Raw genomic sequence first — 15,372 nt, 5'->3', positions numbered from 1 at the left:
TGAAGCGCTGCAATTCAAGGGGGGTGATCACAGGAAATTGACCTGGAAATCACCCCCAAAGTTCAGAATCAGTGTTAAACTTCATGGCCTGAATTCAGCAAAGCTTTCATCTTCAAGCAAAATCCCCCACAGTCGATCGATTGCGGGGGATTTTTTCTTAGCTCAAAATGCGATCGAGAAACAAGACCCAAAAACCCAATCAAACGGTTTGATCGAAACCTCAGCGATCACTCAACCACAACTGAGAACAACCGATCGCCATTCAAGCTCAATTTGGCCCTTAATCTGGCCCTTAATTTGGCTCAAATTTCAAGGAAGCAGAATTCATACAATAGCGCAGACCGGTGGGCGGCGGGCCATCTTCAAACACATGGCCCAAGTGGGCCCCACAGTTGGCGCAATGCACTTCGGTGCGGGTCATCCACAGGGTGCGATCGACCTGAGTTTCAATATTTTCCGGGGCGATCGGCTGCCAAAAACTGGGCCAGCCAGTTCCCGAATCATATTTGGTATCTGAAATAAAAAGGGGCGTTCCACAGCAAACGCAGTTGTAGGTTCCGGGAGCCTTGTTATCCCAATGTTCTCCCGTGAACGCGCGTTCCGTGCCATGCTTGCGCGTCACTTGAAACTGTTCCGGAGTCAGTTGCGATTGCCATTCGGCATCGGTTTTTTGAATCTTAAAAGCCATGATCAAGAACGAAATTGGGGGGTTAAAAACGGCGGCTGTTTTGCGCCAGAAATCCCTTCTATTGTGACAGATTTCTTGGGGCGAGCTGACCCGATCGAAAAAGCCCCATCCCGCGCCAGAGATTTCAGGAAAATTGGGATTTTTGACGCAGCACCTGGTGACCATTCAACTGCACCGATCGACCGCGCTGATCAATTACGCCTAGAGCGTGGGAGCACTGCGGAACATCAGCCAGGACAAAAAGAAATTGGCAATCAAAATCGCCAGCAAAGAGGTGACCACGGCGGAGGTGGTGGCTTGGCCCACGCCCTTGGCCCCGCCGCTGGTGGTGAGACCCCAACCACAGCCGATCGCGGCAATTAGCCCCCCGAAGCAAGCGCCTTTGATGGCAGCGCAAAACAGATCCCGCACTTCCAAAAAGGTTTTCACGGAGTCGAGAAACTCGTAGCGGGTGATGCCAAAGCCCAGTTCCGAAATGGTCAGTCCCGCCAGCATGGCCGCCAGCAACCCCAATTCCGTGAGCAGGGGCAGCATGGTGCAACAGGCCAAAACCCGAGGCACGACTAAATAGTCGATCGGGTCGGTGCGCAACACATAAAGCGCATCAATTTGCTCCGTCACGCGCATCGTGCCGATTTCCGCCGCAAAGGCCGACCCCACTCGCCCGGCCAAAATCACGGCGGCAAAAACCGGCGACAGTTCCCGCGCCATGGCCACTGCCATCACACCCCCGATCGCGGAGGTGGCTCCATATTTGATGAATTCGCGGGCCACCTGGATCGTAAACACCGCCCCGATCGACACGCCGGCCAGCAGCACAATGCCCAAGGAGTCGGGCCCCACCAGGTGCATTTGTTCGATCGTGTTGCGGCGGTGAATTTTGCCACGGCTGAGGTGAACCAGGGTTTGACCACCAATTAGGGCGGCCGCTTGCACGCGCTGGGCCCACCGTCCTAATCGAGAATCCGCAAGATTGGCCATGGGAACGGGCTGGAGAATGGGCGAACTCTTCCTAGTTTAGGGCGACTGTCTGGCTTGGCCATCGATCGCCCGGCCACGCTGCTCTCAGGGCGATCGGCTGAGGGCTGACTATTTAAGCACTCCATTCAAGCAGCAAATGACTTGCCAAGGCTTTCTTAGATTACTCAAAATAAAACATGCAAGATACGTGATAAAACATGCAAGATACGTGATGGAAGCCATGAGCCGATGATGGCTTCAAAAAACTCCAATCAACACTTAACTTCAAAAATAATGAGCGATGAAATTTTTAGTTTTATCCCACAGCAACTACCACAGTCGAGCGGGGTTAATATTGGCATCCTCTCGCAACTATTCAACAGTACTACCACCTCTTACAAATATCTATTCTTTTTATCGCTCCTTGATATTCTAGAGCGCCATGCATTTGAATGCCCTCTTGAGATTAACTTGAGAGAAGTGATTATTGAAATGTTAATTAGTGCTTGGTATCCTCATAGTTACTTCAAGCTCTCTTTTGGCTCCCAAGATCGAATTGCCAAGAAGCTAGATCATCTCGCTCCTGTTTTCTTGAAATCGGCTCTCAATCTTGCCAATTTCGAGAGAAACTCAATCAGAAAATCGATTCAAGCACAAAATTTAGATGACATTTCCAAAGATATTCTTCGATATGTTCCTTTTCGCCTAATTTACCCTTTCTTTCAAGAATTTTTGCGCGGAATCAAGGATACAAAAATCAACCAAGCAATTGTAGACTTGTCTAGAGAAAAATTCCAGGATATCAAGCCATTGTATTGTTTTAAATCTGATCAAGCAACATTTTGTCAGTCTATTATTCTTCATCAAGATTGGATTATTTACTTTCGGGAAAATTTCCCCATTGTTCGAGGTTGGGCAACTTGGCAATGGCTGATGTATATGCAACAGCGAAACCCATCAACGCCTAATATTGTTTCTAAAATATTTCCTCCTATTCGCAGAAGCTCCCTTGACCAGATTTCAAAGCTCTGGGAGCCAGTAATTCAATCTGAGAATTTATCCTGTATCTACTCTGGTCAGTCTCTCCAAGATACGACCTCTGCGATTGATCATTTTCTGCCATGGTCTTTTGTGGCTCATGATCTGCCATGGAATCTAATTCCTGTTGATAGTCGTGCAAATCTAATGAAGTCTAATCATTTGCCCAGTGTAAATTATCTGGATTTCTTTATCGGACTTCAACACAAATTTCTTGTTTTTCATTATCAGCATATGACATCGAGAAAATGGGATAAGCACATCAGTTCATACATCTCAGACTTGAGAATATCAGCTCCAGATCTATTGATTCTTGAGCATCTTCAAATGTCCTATCGTCGAACCCTAGAGCCATTACTATCCCTCGCTAACCAGCAAGGCTTTATTGGTGAGTGGACTTACAAACCATAAATAGTTGGCAGGCGATAACGCGAATCGCGCTGCTCAACTCCTCAGCAACGCGATCGGTCAAATTCGAGCCTTACTCTAGACTGCTCAACTCAACGACAACAGCCGCCTCAGCAAGCTCATCACCTCACCGGGATTTTGGGTCGGCTGCATCGGTGACCACTCATACAACTCCGCAAAGCCGCGCAGATACAACACCCGAATCGTGTTTTCCACCGCACGCGGCGACCCAATCACCATCACCTTCACCGTTTCGCGCCCATCCAATCGCGCGGGCAGGGAATCGAGCGCGGATTGCCCCTCAGTCAAGGATTCCGGGGCGATCGGCGTTTCCACAAAGTCAGTTACAGTCGTCATGGCCGTTCCTCCTGAAATGAATTGGCCGTCGGCACAAGCAAAGCAAGATCAATGAGGCATCAGTCTCTATCACCCGTTGAATGTGGGATGTACAACAGCTTTGTCAAATCTCACTTACTTGGACTTGTCTTAAGTTTAATAGTCCAATCTGTATACGTCAACCGATCAATTTACTAGTCCAAATGGTAGCCAATTTACGAAACCTATAGGCTTTTGAGAGGATTGAGCCTATGGGGAAAGCCGGACAAGTTTTAAAGCAAGTTTTGACCTCGCACGAGGTCAGTCAGTATGCTCTCGCTGCCAGATTGAATATCGAGCGAACCACCGTATATCGCTGGTGCAATGGCGTTCGCGACCCTAGCGGTGACACGATCGTGGCGATCGTCACAGCCTTAAAAAAGCTACATCCAGAAGCAGCGCGGGATTTCGTGCGGCTATATTTGGGCGAAATTGTGGAATAGCCGATCGCCCCACCCACTGTTCAACTCAACGACAACGGCAAGATTGGGGAATGGGGAAAGCAGGCAAAGCACTCAAGCAAGTCCTCGAGACTTACGGAATTACTCAGGGAAAGGTCTCCTCAGCCCTGGAAATTAGCACCTCGAACGTTTATCGCTGGTGCAACGAGGTGCGCGACCCAACCGCTGAACGGGTTTACGAATTGGCTCAGGCACTTCAGGAGATTGATCCAGCCGCCGCTCGGGACTTTGTGCGGTTATATTTGGGCGAATTCTTAGAGGAGCGTTAGCGATCGGGATCGCATTTACGGAAACTCCAACCTTTACGACGATCGAGGGCATGGGACGTGCCGGACAAGCACTGAGAGCAATTCTCAAAATCCACAACATCAGCCAAAATCGACTGGCTATTGAGCTGGGGTTGCGGCGATCAGTGCCCTATCGTTGGGTTCATGGGCTGAGCGATCCCACAGGCGCAACGATCGTGGCGATCGTCACAGCCTTAAAAAGGCTAAATCCAGAAGCAGCGCGGGATTTCGTGCGGCTATATTTGGGCGAAATCGTGGAATAGCCGATCGCCCATTTTTTTGAGTTTTTAGCCCCCAGCGCCTCCAATTTTGGCAAGTTGACGATCGGGCAATCTAAGAAGATCAATAGACAGTATTCAAGCTTCAAAAAAGATTTGCCCTTCAATCCACTGCTATGGAAACCAATGTTTTAGTCGTCGGAGCTGGGCCGGCAGGCGTGGCCAGCTCAATCACCCTCAGTCAGCGGGGAATTGACCATGTGCTGATCGATCGCGCCGTTTTTCCCCGCGACAAAGTGGACGGCAACGCCTTTGGCCAGGATCTGTTGGCGGCGCTCAATCGCCTCAATCGCCCTGATTTGGCAGCAGCCCTCCTCGCCAGCCCCGACCTGTTGCCCTGTCCGGCCGGCGCTTGGATTTTCAGCGATCGGGGCGATCGCTACCAACCCCCCTTGCCCCACCCGGGCGACCAAGCCCCGATTTACACCATGGATCGCCAGGCCATGGATGCCCTGCTGTTAGGGTTTGTGGATCGATCGACTGCGGATCTGCGGCTGGGCTGTGAATTGGTGACCCTAGAACCGGCGGGCGATCGGTTGGCGGCCGTGGTGAAAATCGGTGAGCAAACGGAAACCCTGCACACCAAGCTCGTCATTGGAGCCGATGGGGCCCGATCGCGCGTGGCCAGTCTGTTGCTGAACCAAACCGAAGACCCCACCGATCGGGCCCTGACACTCCACCGCTACTATCGCAACGTGGCCGGCTTCGAGCAGCCCCACATCGAAGCACACTATATTCAGCCCCTCTTGCCGGGCTTTTTGTTCATCGCTCCCTTGGCCCATGGGCGGTTCAAAGTTGGCTTGGGCACTAGGGCCGATCGAATTGGCAACGACCCTGCCCGCCTGTCCGGGTTGCTGTCGGAGGTGATTGCCGCCAAACCCTGGTTGCGGGAACGCTTGGCAACCGCAGAACCCATCAGTGAGCCGGAAACCTGGCCGATGACCTTTGGCGGCTCGGCCCAGATCCGCCGATCGGGCGATCGGGTGTTGCTGGCGGGCGACGCGGCCGGCCTGTGCAATCCGCTAACGGGGTTTGGTACGGCCAAGGCGATCGACTCGGGGCGGCTGGCGGCGGCCGTGGCCGCAACGGCCATCCGGGTTGGCCAGTTCGATCGCGCAGCCCTCTCCGCTTACGATCGCGACTTGCAACGACTGTTTGATCAGGAGTTTGTCCTGTCCCGTCGGATCAATCGCTGGAACCAGTCCCCCTGGTTGATGAACTTCCTGACCGGGCGATCGCTCCCTCGGCGCTTGCTGCAATCGGCAAAAACGCTCCGCCGTTGGGATGCCTTGGTGCAGGTCTGAGCAGAGGCGATCGGTTGCTCTGGGGTCAGTGGCCTTGAGCCGGAATGCGCAGATTAAGCAAACAGCAATCCAGTGTTAATGGTTGCTTAAGCCCAGACCGATAGAGTGGCCAAGCTCCAAGGCGCGATTCGATCACTTGGGAGCCTCTGCCCACCATTGTTTCCTGTGCTGTATGGCCACCACAATTTCAACCTTCGATTGGAATAACCGTCCGCTGTTGGGCACAACAGCCACGACCAACCCCCGCAACCCTTCCCAAACCACGCCCGGTCAACAGATTTTTCTGGGCGGGTTTTCCGGGTTAGCCTTCGAGGGAAGAGATGCCAACGGGCGGTTGCAATTCCTGACCCATACCGATCGCGGCCCCAATGGTGAACCCACCAACCTGTTGCGCGACGTGCCCGGCAACGAGCGCCCCTTTGCGCTGCCCGATTTTCAGCCGCAGTTAATTCGCTTTTCCTTGGATCCGGCCACTCGCACCTTCGCCCTCACCGAGACGATCGGGCTGAAGGCCGCCGACAATCGCCCGATCACCGGTCTGCCCAACGTGCAAGCGGCCGCCTCCGGTGCAGCCTACACGGACGAAGTGCCCGTGGACTTGTTTGGCAACCGACTCACAAACGACCCCGTAGGCATTGACTCGGAAGGAGTGGTGGTGGCCCCCGATGGGTCGTTCTGGATGGTGGATGAATATCGCCCCGCCATCTATCAGTTCGATCGCACCGGCAAACTCCTCAACCGCTTCATTCCCCAAGGAACCGCCGCCGCCGCTCAACAACCCGCCGGCACATTCGGCACGGAAATCTTACCCGCCGTCTATGGGTCGCGCCGGGCCAATCGAGGGTTTGAAGCCGTGGCGCTGGATGGCAACAAACTCTATGCCTTCATCCAAAGCGCGATCGACAATCCCGACAGCACCGCCGACACCACCTCCCGAGGATCGCGCAACCTGCGGATTGTGCAGTTGGACATCAGCACCCGCGAAGTGACCGCCGAATATCTCTACATCCTCGATGACATCACCCGCAGTGGCGATGGCCGCACCGACAAAATTGGGGATGCCGTGGCGATCGGGGGCGGTCAATTTGCCGTCATTGAACGCGACGACCTGACCGACACCAGCTCCAACAAATTGATCTATCAGATCGACCTGGCCGGCGCGACCAACATCAACTCCCCCGCCAACTTGCGTCAACTGCCCCCCGGCAAAACGATCGAGCAGCTAACCTACGCAGAACTGAAAGCGGCCGGCATTGAACCCGTTGCCAAGCGGCTGCTCGTGAACGCCGCCGAAGCGGGCTATGTGAACGTGGACAAACCCGAAGGCCTGGCGCGGGTTGATGCCAACACCCTCGCGATCGTCAACGACAACGACTTCGGCTTGGCGGCCGACACCCTGCCCGGCAACGGAACCGTGCCCTTTGAAACGGAAGTCACCCCCGTGCGATTGGGCCTGATTCGGTTTGATGAGGCCCTGCCCGTAGCGCGAGAATTTCGCGGCACCAACGCCGCCGATCGACTCGATGCACGGGGTGGCGACAACCTAGTTTTCGGCAACCAGGGCAACGACAGCCTCGCGGGCAACCAGGGCAACGACACCCTCTACGGCAACCAGGGCAACGATTTCCTGCGCGGCGGCCAAGATGTCGATGTCTTGTTTGGCGGCCAGGGCGATGACCAACTGTTTGGCGACCTGGGCAGCGACTCCCTGTCGGGCGACCAAGGCAACGACACCCTGACGGGCGCGGGCCTCGACAGTCTCCGGGGCGCTGGCGAAATCGACACCCTCGTCGGCGGAGCCGGTAGCGATTTGTTTGTGTTGGGCAACAGCAGCGGCGCGTTTTACAGCAACACCAACAACAGCAACCCCGGCTTAGGTGACTACGCCCTGATCACGGACTTCAGCCCCACGGACGATCGCCTGCAACTGGCCAGCGGAGCCACCTACGTTCTCGGTATTACCACCGTAGATGCGGCGGCCCTGGGTCTGTTCATCGACAATGACGGCACGGCGGGCCTCAGCGGCGGTGATGAACTGATTGGGGTGTTGCGCGGTCGCTCAACGGCGGAAGCCAGCGCGATCGCCAGTCGATTCCTACTGGTCTAGATCGGTTCCTCTCGTATTGCTAGTCGCCCGTAATCGACAGTTCCGCCACCCAAATTCGGGGGCAAGTGCCGCCGGGGAGCACTTCGGCTTCCGGTTCCACGCAAACGATCGACTTCAGCAGGTCGTGGATGTCGCCCGCGATCGTGGCGGACTCGATGCTGACCCGATCGCCCCGTTTCACCAGCCAGCCATCAAAGGGCAGCGAGAACGATCCCTCCAGGGCATTCACCCCCGCGTGCAGCGCGGTCACGTCGTCCACCAAGATCACCTGCTCGGCATCGGCCAAGCGCAGGTCGCCCGGTTGGTTCGAGAACACGTGCCAGTAGCCGGGGCTGACCGTCACTTTTGCGCCCATGTTGGCGTGGCCCGTGGGTTGTGCGCCCAGGCGTTTGGCGGTTCCGGCACTGTGCAGGAAGTTGGTCAGTTGCCCATCGGTGATCAGCGGGATGCGGCGGGTGGGGGTGCCTTCGCCGTCAAACCAGCTTGCGCCAATGTTGCCGGGGTGGTGTTCGTCGTCCGCCAGCGACAGGATCGACGCGGCCAGGGTTTGCCCCAGCGAATCCGGGGTCGAGAGGCTTTGCTTATCCAAAATGCTCTGGGCGTTGAACAGATTGGAAAAGGCTCCCAGCAAGCTGAGGAAGGCTTCGGGCGAAAAGACCACCGGATATTTGCCCGACTGAATTTTGTCGTAGTTCAGGTGGCTGAGGGTTTTTTCGGTGCTCTCTTGCAGGCAGCCTTCTAGGTCGAGGCGATCGAAGCTGCGGGCCATGCGGAATGCGCCGCCGCTGCGGGGTTTGCGCCCTTCCTGCTCGGTTTTGGCGTAGAGGTACATGGAGGCGATCGAGCGGGCCTCGTGCCGCAGGGCCCCTTCGCTGTTCAGATAAAACCGTTCCGTGTCGCTTTGGGAGAGGCCGTTGTAGGGCACGGAGGTGATCGCCGGGTGGGCATCCAGCAGCCGTTTTTCGGCATCGGCCAGGGCCGTGATCAGGGTGTTGATCGGGGCGGGCGGGGCCATGTCGCTGGTGTTGCCATCAATCGGCTGGGTGGCTTCGGGGCTGAAGTCCGGCACATTGTCTGTGGCTCCAAAGGCGCTGGCCTCGCTGGCGGTGCGCAGGGCCAGTGCCAGCCCGGCCCGATCGATGTCGGTGGTGGAGGTGATGCCCACGCGCCCGTCTTGGTTCCAAACCCGCACGGTCACGCCCGATCGCTGGGAGGCTTTCACCTGTTCCGGCTCGCCATCGCGCACTTTGACGCTGGTTTCATCCACTGATGATCCGTACAAATCAAATTGTTTGATGCCCAAATTGGTTGCCAAATCGCGGGCATCCGTTGCCAATTGTTCAATTGAAATTGCCACGACTTAGCGACCTCCCACGGTAATTGCATCCACTTTGATGTGGGGTTGACCCACGGTGACATAGACACTGCCACTGACCGATCCACAGAACCCCGGCGACAGGGCCAAATCATTGGAAGACATGGAAATTTTCTGCATGATTTCTACGGCTTCCCCAATCAAGGTTGCGCCCTTCAGCGGTTTGGTGAGCTGGCCATTTTCAATCAGGTAAGCTTCATCTACGCCGAAGTTAAATTGACCGGTGGGGCCGACACTGCCGCCGCCCATCCGCTTGCAATAAATGCCGCGATCGATCGAGCCAAACAACTGATCGATCGAGAATTCGCCCGGTGCAATATAGGTATTCCGCATCCGCGAGGCGGCGGCGAAGGTGTAGCCCTGACGGCGGCCGCTGCCGGTGCGGGGATGGCCGGTTTTCACAAAGCCCGCGCGATCGGAAATGAAGTTTTTCAGAATGCCGTTTTCAATCAGCAAGGTGCGCTGCACTGGCATTCCTTCATCGTCCATATCCAAGGTTCCAAAGGCGTTGTCACTCAAGCCTTCATCCCAAGCGGTCAAATTCTCATGGGCGATTTTTTCGCCTTTCTTGTCCCAAAATGGCGTGGTTTTGCGTTCCACCTGGGTGGTTTCCAGCAGGTGGCCGCAGGCTTCGTGGAAAATCACGCCGCCAAAGGCATTGGCCATGACCACGGGATAGTTACCCGACTCCACATAGTCGGCGTAGAGCATTTTGCCCGCCGATTCAGCAATGCCACTGGTGAAGGTTTCGTAGTCCCAATCTCGCAGGAATTGGGGATTGCTGGCATCGCCGGCCCGCTGACCAATGGACGATCGATTGGCCCCATCGGCACAGAGCAAGCTTGACCCCACCGATTGGGTCAGGCGAATGTCATGGGCAAACACGCCATCGCTGGCGGCCACCAACACTTCTTGCCAGTCGCGAAAATAGCTCGATCGCCGCGATTGCACATGGCTGCCTTGCTTGGCCAGCGCATCGTTGGCCGCCAACAGCACCTCGCCCATTTCCTTCATGGAGCTGCATTGGCCCAACCAAGCATCCTTGCCCTTGGTGGCCACGTAGTCCCGTAGGGGTTCCAGGTTTACTTCGGGGATGTAGGCATTGGGGCCCGGCAGGCTCAACCCCAGGATGGCCAGGGCTTTTTCCAAGGCCGATCGCAACCCGGCAAAGGTCAGATCATTGGTGCTGACGTAGCAGTCGGCATGGCCGCGAAACACGCGCACCCCCGCGCCGGTGGCCAGTCGGGGGGCAATGCTGGTGATGGCATCGTCTTCGGCCAGGCAGTTGATGTAGTTGCTGCGCTCCAGGAAAAATTCCACAAAATCGGCTCCGGCGGCGCGCCCCCAACCCAGCAAGGTCGAAAGGGGCGATCGCCAGCTTTCATCGAAGCGATCGACCGTGGGCAGGTAACGCAACTCGGGCACATCCCGAGACAGCAGCAAAGTTGGAGCCATGTAATGATTCCTCAAACGGTGCGAAGGGCAGCAAACAGAATTAGGGGGTGATCAAGGGGGGTGGCCCCAGGAAACCGATGAAAATTTTCTGCTGTGGGCTTGGGTTTTAAGAAACGTTAAGCCCCGGTTCTCAGTCTAGCAAAGCGATGTCGTAGCAGTGTTTGGGCTGGGGGTGGTTGCACTCAGGCCATTCCCAGTGACTTTCAAAGGATTCAGCGGCAAAATTCAACAAAACGATTCAACTGGGGTTTTGAGTGATGGCACATCCCGATCGAATGGTTCCCGGCCCTGGCCAAGAATCCGTGTGGGACTATCCCCGGCCGCCGCGCTTGGAAGACTCGGGTAAGCAAATTCGGGTGGAGTTCAATGGTGTGGTGATTGCCGAAACCCACCAAGCGAAACGGGTTTTGGAAACCAGCCACCCGCCGGTTTATTACATTCCCCCAGAGGATTTGCGGCAGGAATATTTTGAGCTAATTGCCCGATCGACCTTTTGCGAGTGGAAAGGGGCCGCCCGGTACTACAGCATTCAAGTGGGCGATCGCCGGGCCGAGGCCGCTGCTTGGTTCTATCCCGCGCCGACTCCCGCCTTTGCCGAGATCCAAAACTACGTGGCGATTTACCCCAGCTATGTGGATGCCTGTTATGTGGATGGCGAGCAGGTGCAGGCCCAGCCCGGTGATTTTTATGGCGGCTGGATCACCTCTGAGATTGTTGGCCCCTTCAAAGGATCGCCCGGCACTTGGGGATGGTAAGGATGCCAGGGCGGGCAGATCATCCCGCTCATCCCGTTCATGGGGTGTGAAATTTGTAACGGTTTTTGAAGTAATTTTTAATACATGCATCGTTCGCCAAGAAATGAGTGATGAATGCTGAATCGCACAGCTAAAAGCCCGAAAAGATTGACCGGTAACAATTTTTGCGCCTTAGACTGTGCGATCGCCCCCAGAATCTGTACGGAGAAAAGCAGCAGGCTTTGCCGGGGCTTCTCAAAAAAATTGAGTAATCTCCGTAAATTCTCGGAAAAAAGTTGCTATACTCAAACCCAAGGCAAAACACTAACTCAAACTTCTTGCAAATTCCTTGGGAAGTTGCTGAATGAGGGTTTAGGGTCAATTGCCTCAACGCCGTTGCCATTCCCCAAAAGGGGTGGGCGTTTTGAGTTGAAGTGTGGGGTCATCGTCAGCAACGCCCTTGCGGAATTGCGGTTTAGCCGGCCAGTTCTTGAGTTCAAAATCTTGGGTTCATAAGGTTCTGCGTCCTCAACCAGCCTCCGCAAATGAGCCGTTGAGCACGATGGTCGCCAAGGCTCTCCCACTCATCAGGTTCGCTCAGGCGACTTTTGCATCTACACAGTCTCCGCCAAAGTTCGGGTTCATTCCCTTCTTCTGCATCTGCCAAGCTGTATCTGCCTGGAGTTGGCCTGCCCGATCGAACCGTGAATGCAGGCCCGACTCCTCCATTAATTGCGATCGATCACTCAGGCGATCGCAAGCTCTGATTCTGCCTCTCAATCGGGGTGCATCGTGCATCTACCGCATCTCACTTTGTCTGCCATCTGAGGAACTGGCCCCGCGATCGACCTTGATCGACCCTCAATTGTTGACCGTCAGGGTGCATAACAGGGCGATCGGGTGCTCCATTCAAGGGGTCTCAGTTCCTACTAGATCATGGCTCAGTCAGCGTTCTGATTGCATTCAAAGCCATTAAGACCCAGAAAATCGGAGTGAAATTTTAGGCACATTCACCCGCTTTTTCGGGATCCATGGCTTGACCCAGGGAAGCAAATCGCCATCGAGTTTGACTCGGTGGCGTTTTTTTTTCGAGTTGCGATCGGTGAAGGGACAGAACTCGCGCTACAGTGACGGGAACTCACGGACTTAGGAAATGTCTAAACGGCTAATCCTAAGCCCGTAATTGCGCAAGTAACTAACTCAGACAAGGGATGTAGATCCCTGGCTTTGTTGTGCCTATGGTTCAAAAATTCATATCTGACACTGTTCAAACCTTCTCTAAAAATTAGACAACTCTGAGACTCAGTAACTCAGCTCAAGAATCAATGTTGACCACCCTAAATTCTTGGTTAATTGCTCTCAAAAAACGCCTTCAATATTTTTCGATTTTGCAAAACCGGGTCAATCAAGCCCACTTCATGGGAATTTCTTCAGCCAACCTCTTGATTTATGGAATGGCTGGTGTACCCGTTGCACTGCTGCTGCATTGGCTAGCCAAATATGTCGTTAATATTCCCTTTTTTGATGGTTGGATGATCGGAGTTTATTTTCATGCTTGGAAGCATGGGAACATAACGCTTGAAAGTTTGTTTGCTCAACACAATGAAAGTCGCAAATTTTTCCCACGCCTAATACTTGTTGGGTTAGCAGAATTAACTCACTGGAACGCTGCTTACGAAGTGGGCCTAACGATCACGCTTCTATTACTCATTCTGTTGGGTATTCATCGCCTGCTCAGATTTTCAATTCCTAACGAACCGAGTCTAGTTGCTGTTGCCGCCGCCGTAACTGCCACAATTCTTTGTAGTCCATTGCAGTATGAAAATCTGCTGTGGGGTCTGCAATACATCATGTTTGTGACACCTGCTTGCTTGGTGGGCATGTTGCTGTTGATGCGGGGAGATCAACCCCAATGGCAAATTTTCCTGACCATGGTGAGTTTGGCTTGGTTTGCCACCTTCACATTTGCCAATGGCATGACCTTTTGGTTAATTTCCCTAATCCCGATCGGTTTTAGAATTTGGCAACAACCTAATCGCAAGGCATGGGCTTTTCTTTTGGGTTGGCTGGCCTGCTTTTCTGGGACGTTGATTTTTTATTTTCATGGCTATGTGAAACCACCTGATTCACCAAGTTTGTTGTCGGGCTTAGAAGATCCATTCAAGCTCGTGCAATATTTTTTGGGTTTTCTGGGTGCGCCCTTGAGCTTTTCTGATCAGCAATTGGCTCAGGTCTTGGGAGCCTTTGCGCTGATCGCTTTTGTGGGGGGTGTGGCTGTTTACGCTTGGAGTGCTTGGCAACAATTTCAGAAATCAGGCGATCGCCCAAATTTCCACAGTACTTTGATGGCCATGATCCCTTGGCTGTCTTTGGGCAGCTATAGCCTTCTGAGTGGAACCATTACGTCATTGGGGCGAGTGGGCTTTGGGATTGAGCAGGCGTTTTCTCCGCGCTATATTACGGTTTCTAATTATTTGTGGGTTGCTATTACTGGACTGATTGTCACTAGCCTGGGTCGAAGCAATTTATATGCTCTGAGACCTGCGCAAGGGATTGCTGCTGAAGCCGATTCAACAATCGCTTCCAGAACGAGTTCTAGAGCTGGTTTCAACGGCCTAAAAATCAACCAACTTTGGCGCTGGTTCTCTTGGGGAGCTGCTTTTCTATTGGGGGTGTGGCTAATTTTGGAATCTAACAGCTACCGCGCGGGTTTGGGAGGAATGCAAATCTTGAATCGACAATTACGGTTGGGTAAAGCCTGTATCACTTTATTTCCCGTTGTTTATGATTCATTTGGTTTGCAGCAGATTCACCCGGATCTGCAATTGTTGAGGCAATATTTGCGACCGCTGAATGATTTGGGGGTGATTAATCCTCCCCTGATCGAAACACCCAATTTGGCAGCGTTTGGCTCTCGGGATTTGGCGGGTGCGGCTGAAGGACAGTGGGATAGCTGGACTTGGGAATCGAAGGTGGTGTTAAAGGATCGACAACGCCCCTTGAGTCATCCTGAATCGCCCCATTGGGTGGCGAAGGGGTGGGCGATTTTGCAGCGATCGGGGCGATCGGCTGATGTGGTGATTCTGGCGGCGCGGGATCCCAAAACCCAGGTCGATCGCCCGATCGCCCTCGCTTGGGTAACGGAATCGCGGCCAGATGTGGCCCGCAAGCTTGGGGCTGATTTTCGGGTTTCGGGTTGGCAAGCGGCTTTCACGCCGGAGGAATTGCCAGCGGAGCCAACGGAGTTGAGTGCTTGGGCCTTTGATACCAATCAGGCGCGGGCCTATCGCTTGCCCAATCAGTTTTGGTGGCCGGGTCGGGGAGCCGTCGAGACCCCAGGATCCAAAACCCAAAAGGCTCAAGCTGTTCCCTAGGACTGAGAGGCCACCAAAACCACCCCGGTCATAATCAGTCCAACGCCGACGAGCCGAGCGATCGGGAGGGATTCCCCAAAAGCCACCACCCCAATCAGCACCGTGAACACGTAGATCAGGGAAACGGAAGGGGCGGCAATGCTGAGCTTAACCCGGGTCAACAGCAGGATATAGGCGATCGCCCCGAGGCCGTAGGCCGTCAGCCCTGCCACCAGTTCCCAGGTGGTGACCATGGACAGCAAGTGACTGAGCCAGTTGTCGCCGGTCACTTTGCCCAAGCGCAGGGCCCCCGCTTTTAGCAAAAATTGCCCCACCACGCTGGCCACAATTGACCCCAACAGCAAACCCAATTCCTGAATCGTCACCGATCGCGCTCCTGGCCCCGCAGGGCTGAGATCTTAAACTTGACCCACAAATTCAAATGCTAGGATACGGTGCAATTCCATCGATCGCGATCGGTTAGGAGCCTGCTTTCGCCTGTGTCTTCCAACGTTTCACACAAGCCTTCTCCCCGTCGTCCCCGATCGG

At 54.4% G+C, this 15,372-nt stretch carries 14 protein-coding genes; 8 read left to right on the top strand and 6 right to left on the bottom strand.

Annotated features, from left to right (window positions below; genetic code table 11):
- Nucleotides 1-292 precede the first annotated feature (292 nt).
- Together msrB and H6G53_RS07700 are read right to left on the bottom strand one after the other, a co-directional pair.
- Nucleotides 293-688: a peptide-methionine (R)-S-oxide reductase MsrB gene (gene msrB / locus H6G53_RS07705; protein ID WP_099534448.1), complete on the bottom strand. Its 396-nt coding sequence runs from the start codon at nucleotides 686-688 to the stop codon at nucleotides 293-295.
- Between the two features lie 201 nt (nucleotides 689-889).
- Nucleotides 890-1,669, bottom strand: a complete 780-nt coding sequence (locus H6G53_RS07700) for an MlaE family lipid ABC transporter permease subunit (protein WP_190354853.1) — start codon at nucleotides 1,667-1,669, stop codon at nucleotides 890-892.
- 231 nt (nucleotides 1,670-1,900) lie between these two features.
- Here H6G53_RS07700 and H6G53_RS07695 point away from each other — a divergent pair, with 231 nt between their 5' ends.
- Nucleotides 1,901-3,097, top strand: coding sequence for an HNH endonuclease domain-containing protein (locus tag H6G53_RS07695; protein ID WP_199309160.1), 1,197 nt, complete (start codon nucleotides 1,901-1,903; stop codon nucleotides 3,095-3,097).
- Between the two features lie 84 nt (nucleotides 3,098-3,181).
- On the opposite strand, the gene H6G53_RS07690 is transcribed toward H6G53_RS07695, so the two are convergent.
- The gene (locus H6G53_RS07690) at nucleotides 3,182-3,451 is read right to left on the bottom strand and encodes a hypothetical protein (protein ID WP_099534438.1); all 270 of its coding nucleotides are present in this window, start codon (nucleotides 3,449-3,451) and stop codon (nucleotides 3,182-3,184) included.
- Nucleotides 3,452-3,681: 230 nt separating this feature from the next.
- On the opposite strand from H6G53_RS07690, the gene H6G53_RS07685 reads away from it, so the two are divergent.
- From H6G53_RS07685 to H6G53_RS07665, 5 genes are all read left to right on the top strand, one after another.
- A complete protein-coding gene (locus tag H6G53_RS07685; RefSeq protein ID WP_190531821.1) occupies nucleotides 3,682-3,912 on the top strand; it encodes a helix-turn-helix transcriptional regulator in 231 nt (76 codons plus the stop codon).
- A gap of 50 nt (nucleotides 3,913-3,962) precedes the next feature.
- The gene (locus H6G53_RS07680; protein ID WP_190353699.1) at nucleotides 3,963-4,199 is read left to right on the top strand and encodes a helix-turn-helix transcriptional regulator; all 237 of its coding nucleotides are present in this window, start codon (nucleotides 3,963-3,965) and stop codon (nucleotides 4,197-4,199) included.
- A gap of 50 nt (nucleotides 4,200-4,249) precedes the next feature.
- Nucleotides 4,250-4,480 (top strand): helix-turn-helix transcriptional regulator, encoded by a 231-nt coding sequence (locus tag H6G53_RS07675; RefSeq protein WP_190531820.1) that lies wholly within the window; start codon nucleotides 4,250-4,252, stop codon nucleotides 4,478-4,480.
- A gap of 131 nt (nucleotides 4,481-4,611) precedes the next feature.
- Complete coding sequence (locus tag H6G53_RS07670) at nucleotides 4,612-5,799, top strand: NAD(P)/FAD-dependent oxidoreductase (protein WP_190531819.1); 1,188 nt, start codon at nucleotides 4,612-4,614, stop codon at nucleotides 5,797-5,799.
- Between the two features lie 172 nt (nucleotides 5,800-5,971).
- Nucleotides 5,972-7,906, top strand: coding sequence for an esterase-like activity of phytase family protein (locus tag H6G53_RS07665; protein WP_190531818.1), 1,935 nt, complete (start codon nucleotides 5,972-5,974; stop codon nucleotides 7,904-7,906).
- Between the two features lie 19 nt (nucleotides 7,907-7,925).
- On the opposite strand, the gene H6G53_RS07660 is transcribed toward H6G53_RS07665, so the two are convergent.
- Together H6G53_RS07660 and H6G53_RS07655 are read right to left on the bottom strand one after the other, a co-directional pair.
- Complete coding sequence (locus H6G53_RS07660; protein WP_347343117.1) at nucleotides 7,926-9,263, bottom strand: TldD/PmbA family protein; 1,338 nt, start codon at nucleotides 9,261-9,263, stop codon at nucleotides 7,926-7,928.
- Between the two features lie 3 nt (nucleotides 9,264-9,266).
- The gene (locus H6G53_RS07655) at nucleotides 9,267-10,736 is read right to left on the bottom strand and encodes a TldD/PmbA family protein (RefSeq protein WP_190531816.1); all 1,470 of its coding nucleotides are present in this window, start codon (nucleotides 10,734-10,736) and stop codon (nucleotides 9,267-9,269) included.
- Between the two features lie 257 nt (nucleotides 10,737-10,993).
- On the opposite strand from H6G53_RS07655, the gene H6G53_RS07650 reads away from it, so the two are divergent.
- Nucleotides 10,994-11,491 (top strand): DUF427 domain-containing protein, encoded by a 498-nt coding sequence (locus tag H6G53_RS07650; RefSeq protein WP_190531814.1) that lies wholly within the window; start codon nucleotides 10,994-10,996, stop codon nucleotides 11,489-11,491.
- A gap of 1,658 nt (nucleotides 11,492-13,149) precedes the next feature.
- Nucleotides 13,150-14,844: a hypothetical protein gene (locus tag H6G53_RS07645; protein WP_190531812.1), complete on the top strand. Its 1,695-nt coding sequence runs from the start codon at nucleotides 13,150-13,152 to the stop codon at nucleotides 14,842-14,844.
- Here the strand turns inward: H6G53_RS07645 and H6G53_RS07640 are convergent.
- Nucleotides 14,841-15,209, bottom strand: coding sequence for an EamA family transporter (locus tag H6G53_RS07640; protein WP_099533921.1), 369 nt, complete (start codon nucleotides 15,207-15,209; stop codon nucleotides 14,841-14,843). The two genes, H6G53_RS07645 and H6G53_RS07640, sit on opposite strands and share 4 nt — an antisense overlap.
- Nucleotides 15,210-15,372: the final 163 nt, after the last annotated feature.

The organism is Limnothrix sp. FACHB-406 (assembly GCF_014698235.1).
Lineage (GTDB): Bacteria > Cyanobacteriota > Cyanobacteriia > CACIAM-69d > CACIAM-69d > CACIAM-69d.
This window is presented reverse-complemented; position numbering and strand designations above follow the sequence as displayed.

What these genes read in the sequence shown, in the direction of transcription:
- H6G53_RS07685 (WP_190531821.1), top strand. Translation starts at nt 3,682, where the DNA reads ATGGGGAAAGCCGGACAAGTTTTAAAGCAAGTTTTGACCTCGCACGAG.
- H6G53_RS07675 (WP_190531820.1), top strand. Translation starts at nt 4,250, where the DNA reads ATGGGACGTGCCGGACAAGCACTGAGAGCAATTCTCAAAATCCACAAC.
- H6G53_RS07695 (WP_199309160.1), top strand. Translation starts at nt 1,901, where the DNA reads ATGGCTTCAAAAAACTCCAATCAACACTTAACTTCAAAAATAATGAGC.
- H6G53_RS07700 (WP_190354853.1), bottom strand. Translation starts at nt 1,669, where the DNA reads ATGGCCAATCTTGCGGATTCTCGATTAGGACGGTGGGCCCAGCGCGTG.
- H6G53_RS07690 (WP_099534438.1), bottom strand. Translation starts at nt 3,451, where the DNA reads ATGACGACTGTAACTGACTTTGTGGAAACGCCGATCGCCCCGGAATCC.
- H6G53_RS07650 (WP_190531814.1), top strand. Translation starts at nt 10,994, where the DNA reads ATGGCACATCCCGATCGAATGGTTCCCGGCCCTGGCCAAGAATCCGTG.
- H6G53_RS07665 (WP_190531818.1), top strand. Translation starts at nt 5,972, where the DNA reads ATGGCCACCACAATTTCAACCTTCGATTGGAATAACCGTCCGCTGTTG.
- H6G53_RS07670 (WP_190531819.1), top strand. Translation starts at nt 4,612, where the DNA reads ATGGAAACCAATGTTTTAGTCGTCGGAGCTGGGCCGGCAGGCGTGGCC.
- H6G53_RS07680 (WP_190353699.1), top strand. Translation starts at nt 3,963, where the DNA reads ATGGGGAAAGCAGGCAAAGCACTCAAGCAAGTCCTCGAGACTTACGGA.
- H6G53_RS07655 (WP_190531816.1), bottom strand. Translation starts at nt 10,736, where the DNA reads ATGGCTCCAACTTTGCTGCTGTCTCGGGATGTGCCCGAGTTGCGTTAC.
- msrB (WP_099534448.1), bottom strand. Translation starts at nt 688, where the DNA reads ATGGCTTTTAAGATTCAAAAAACCGATGCCGAATGGCAATCGCAACTG.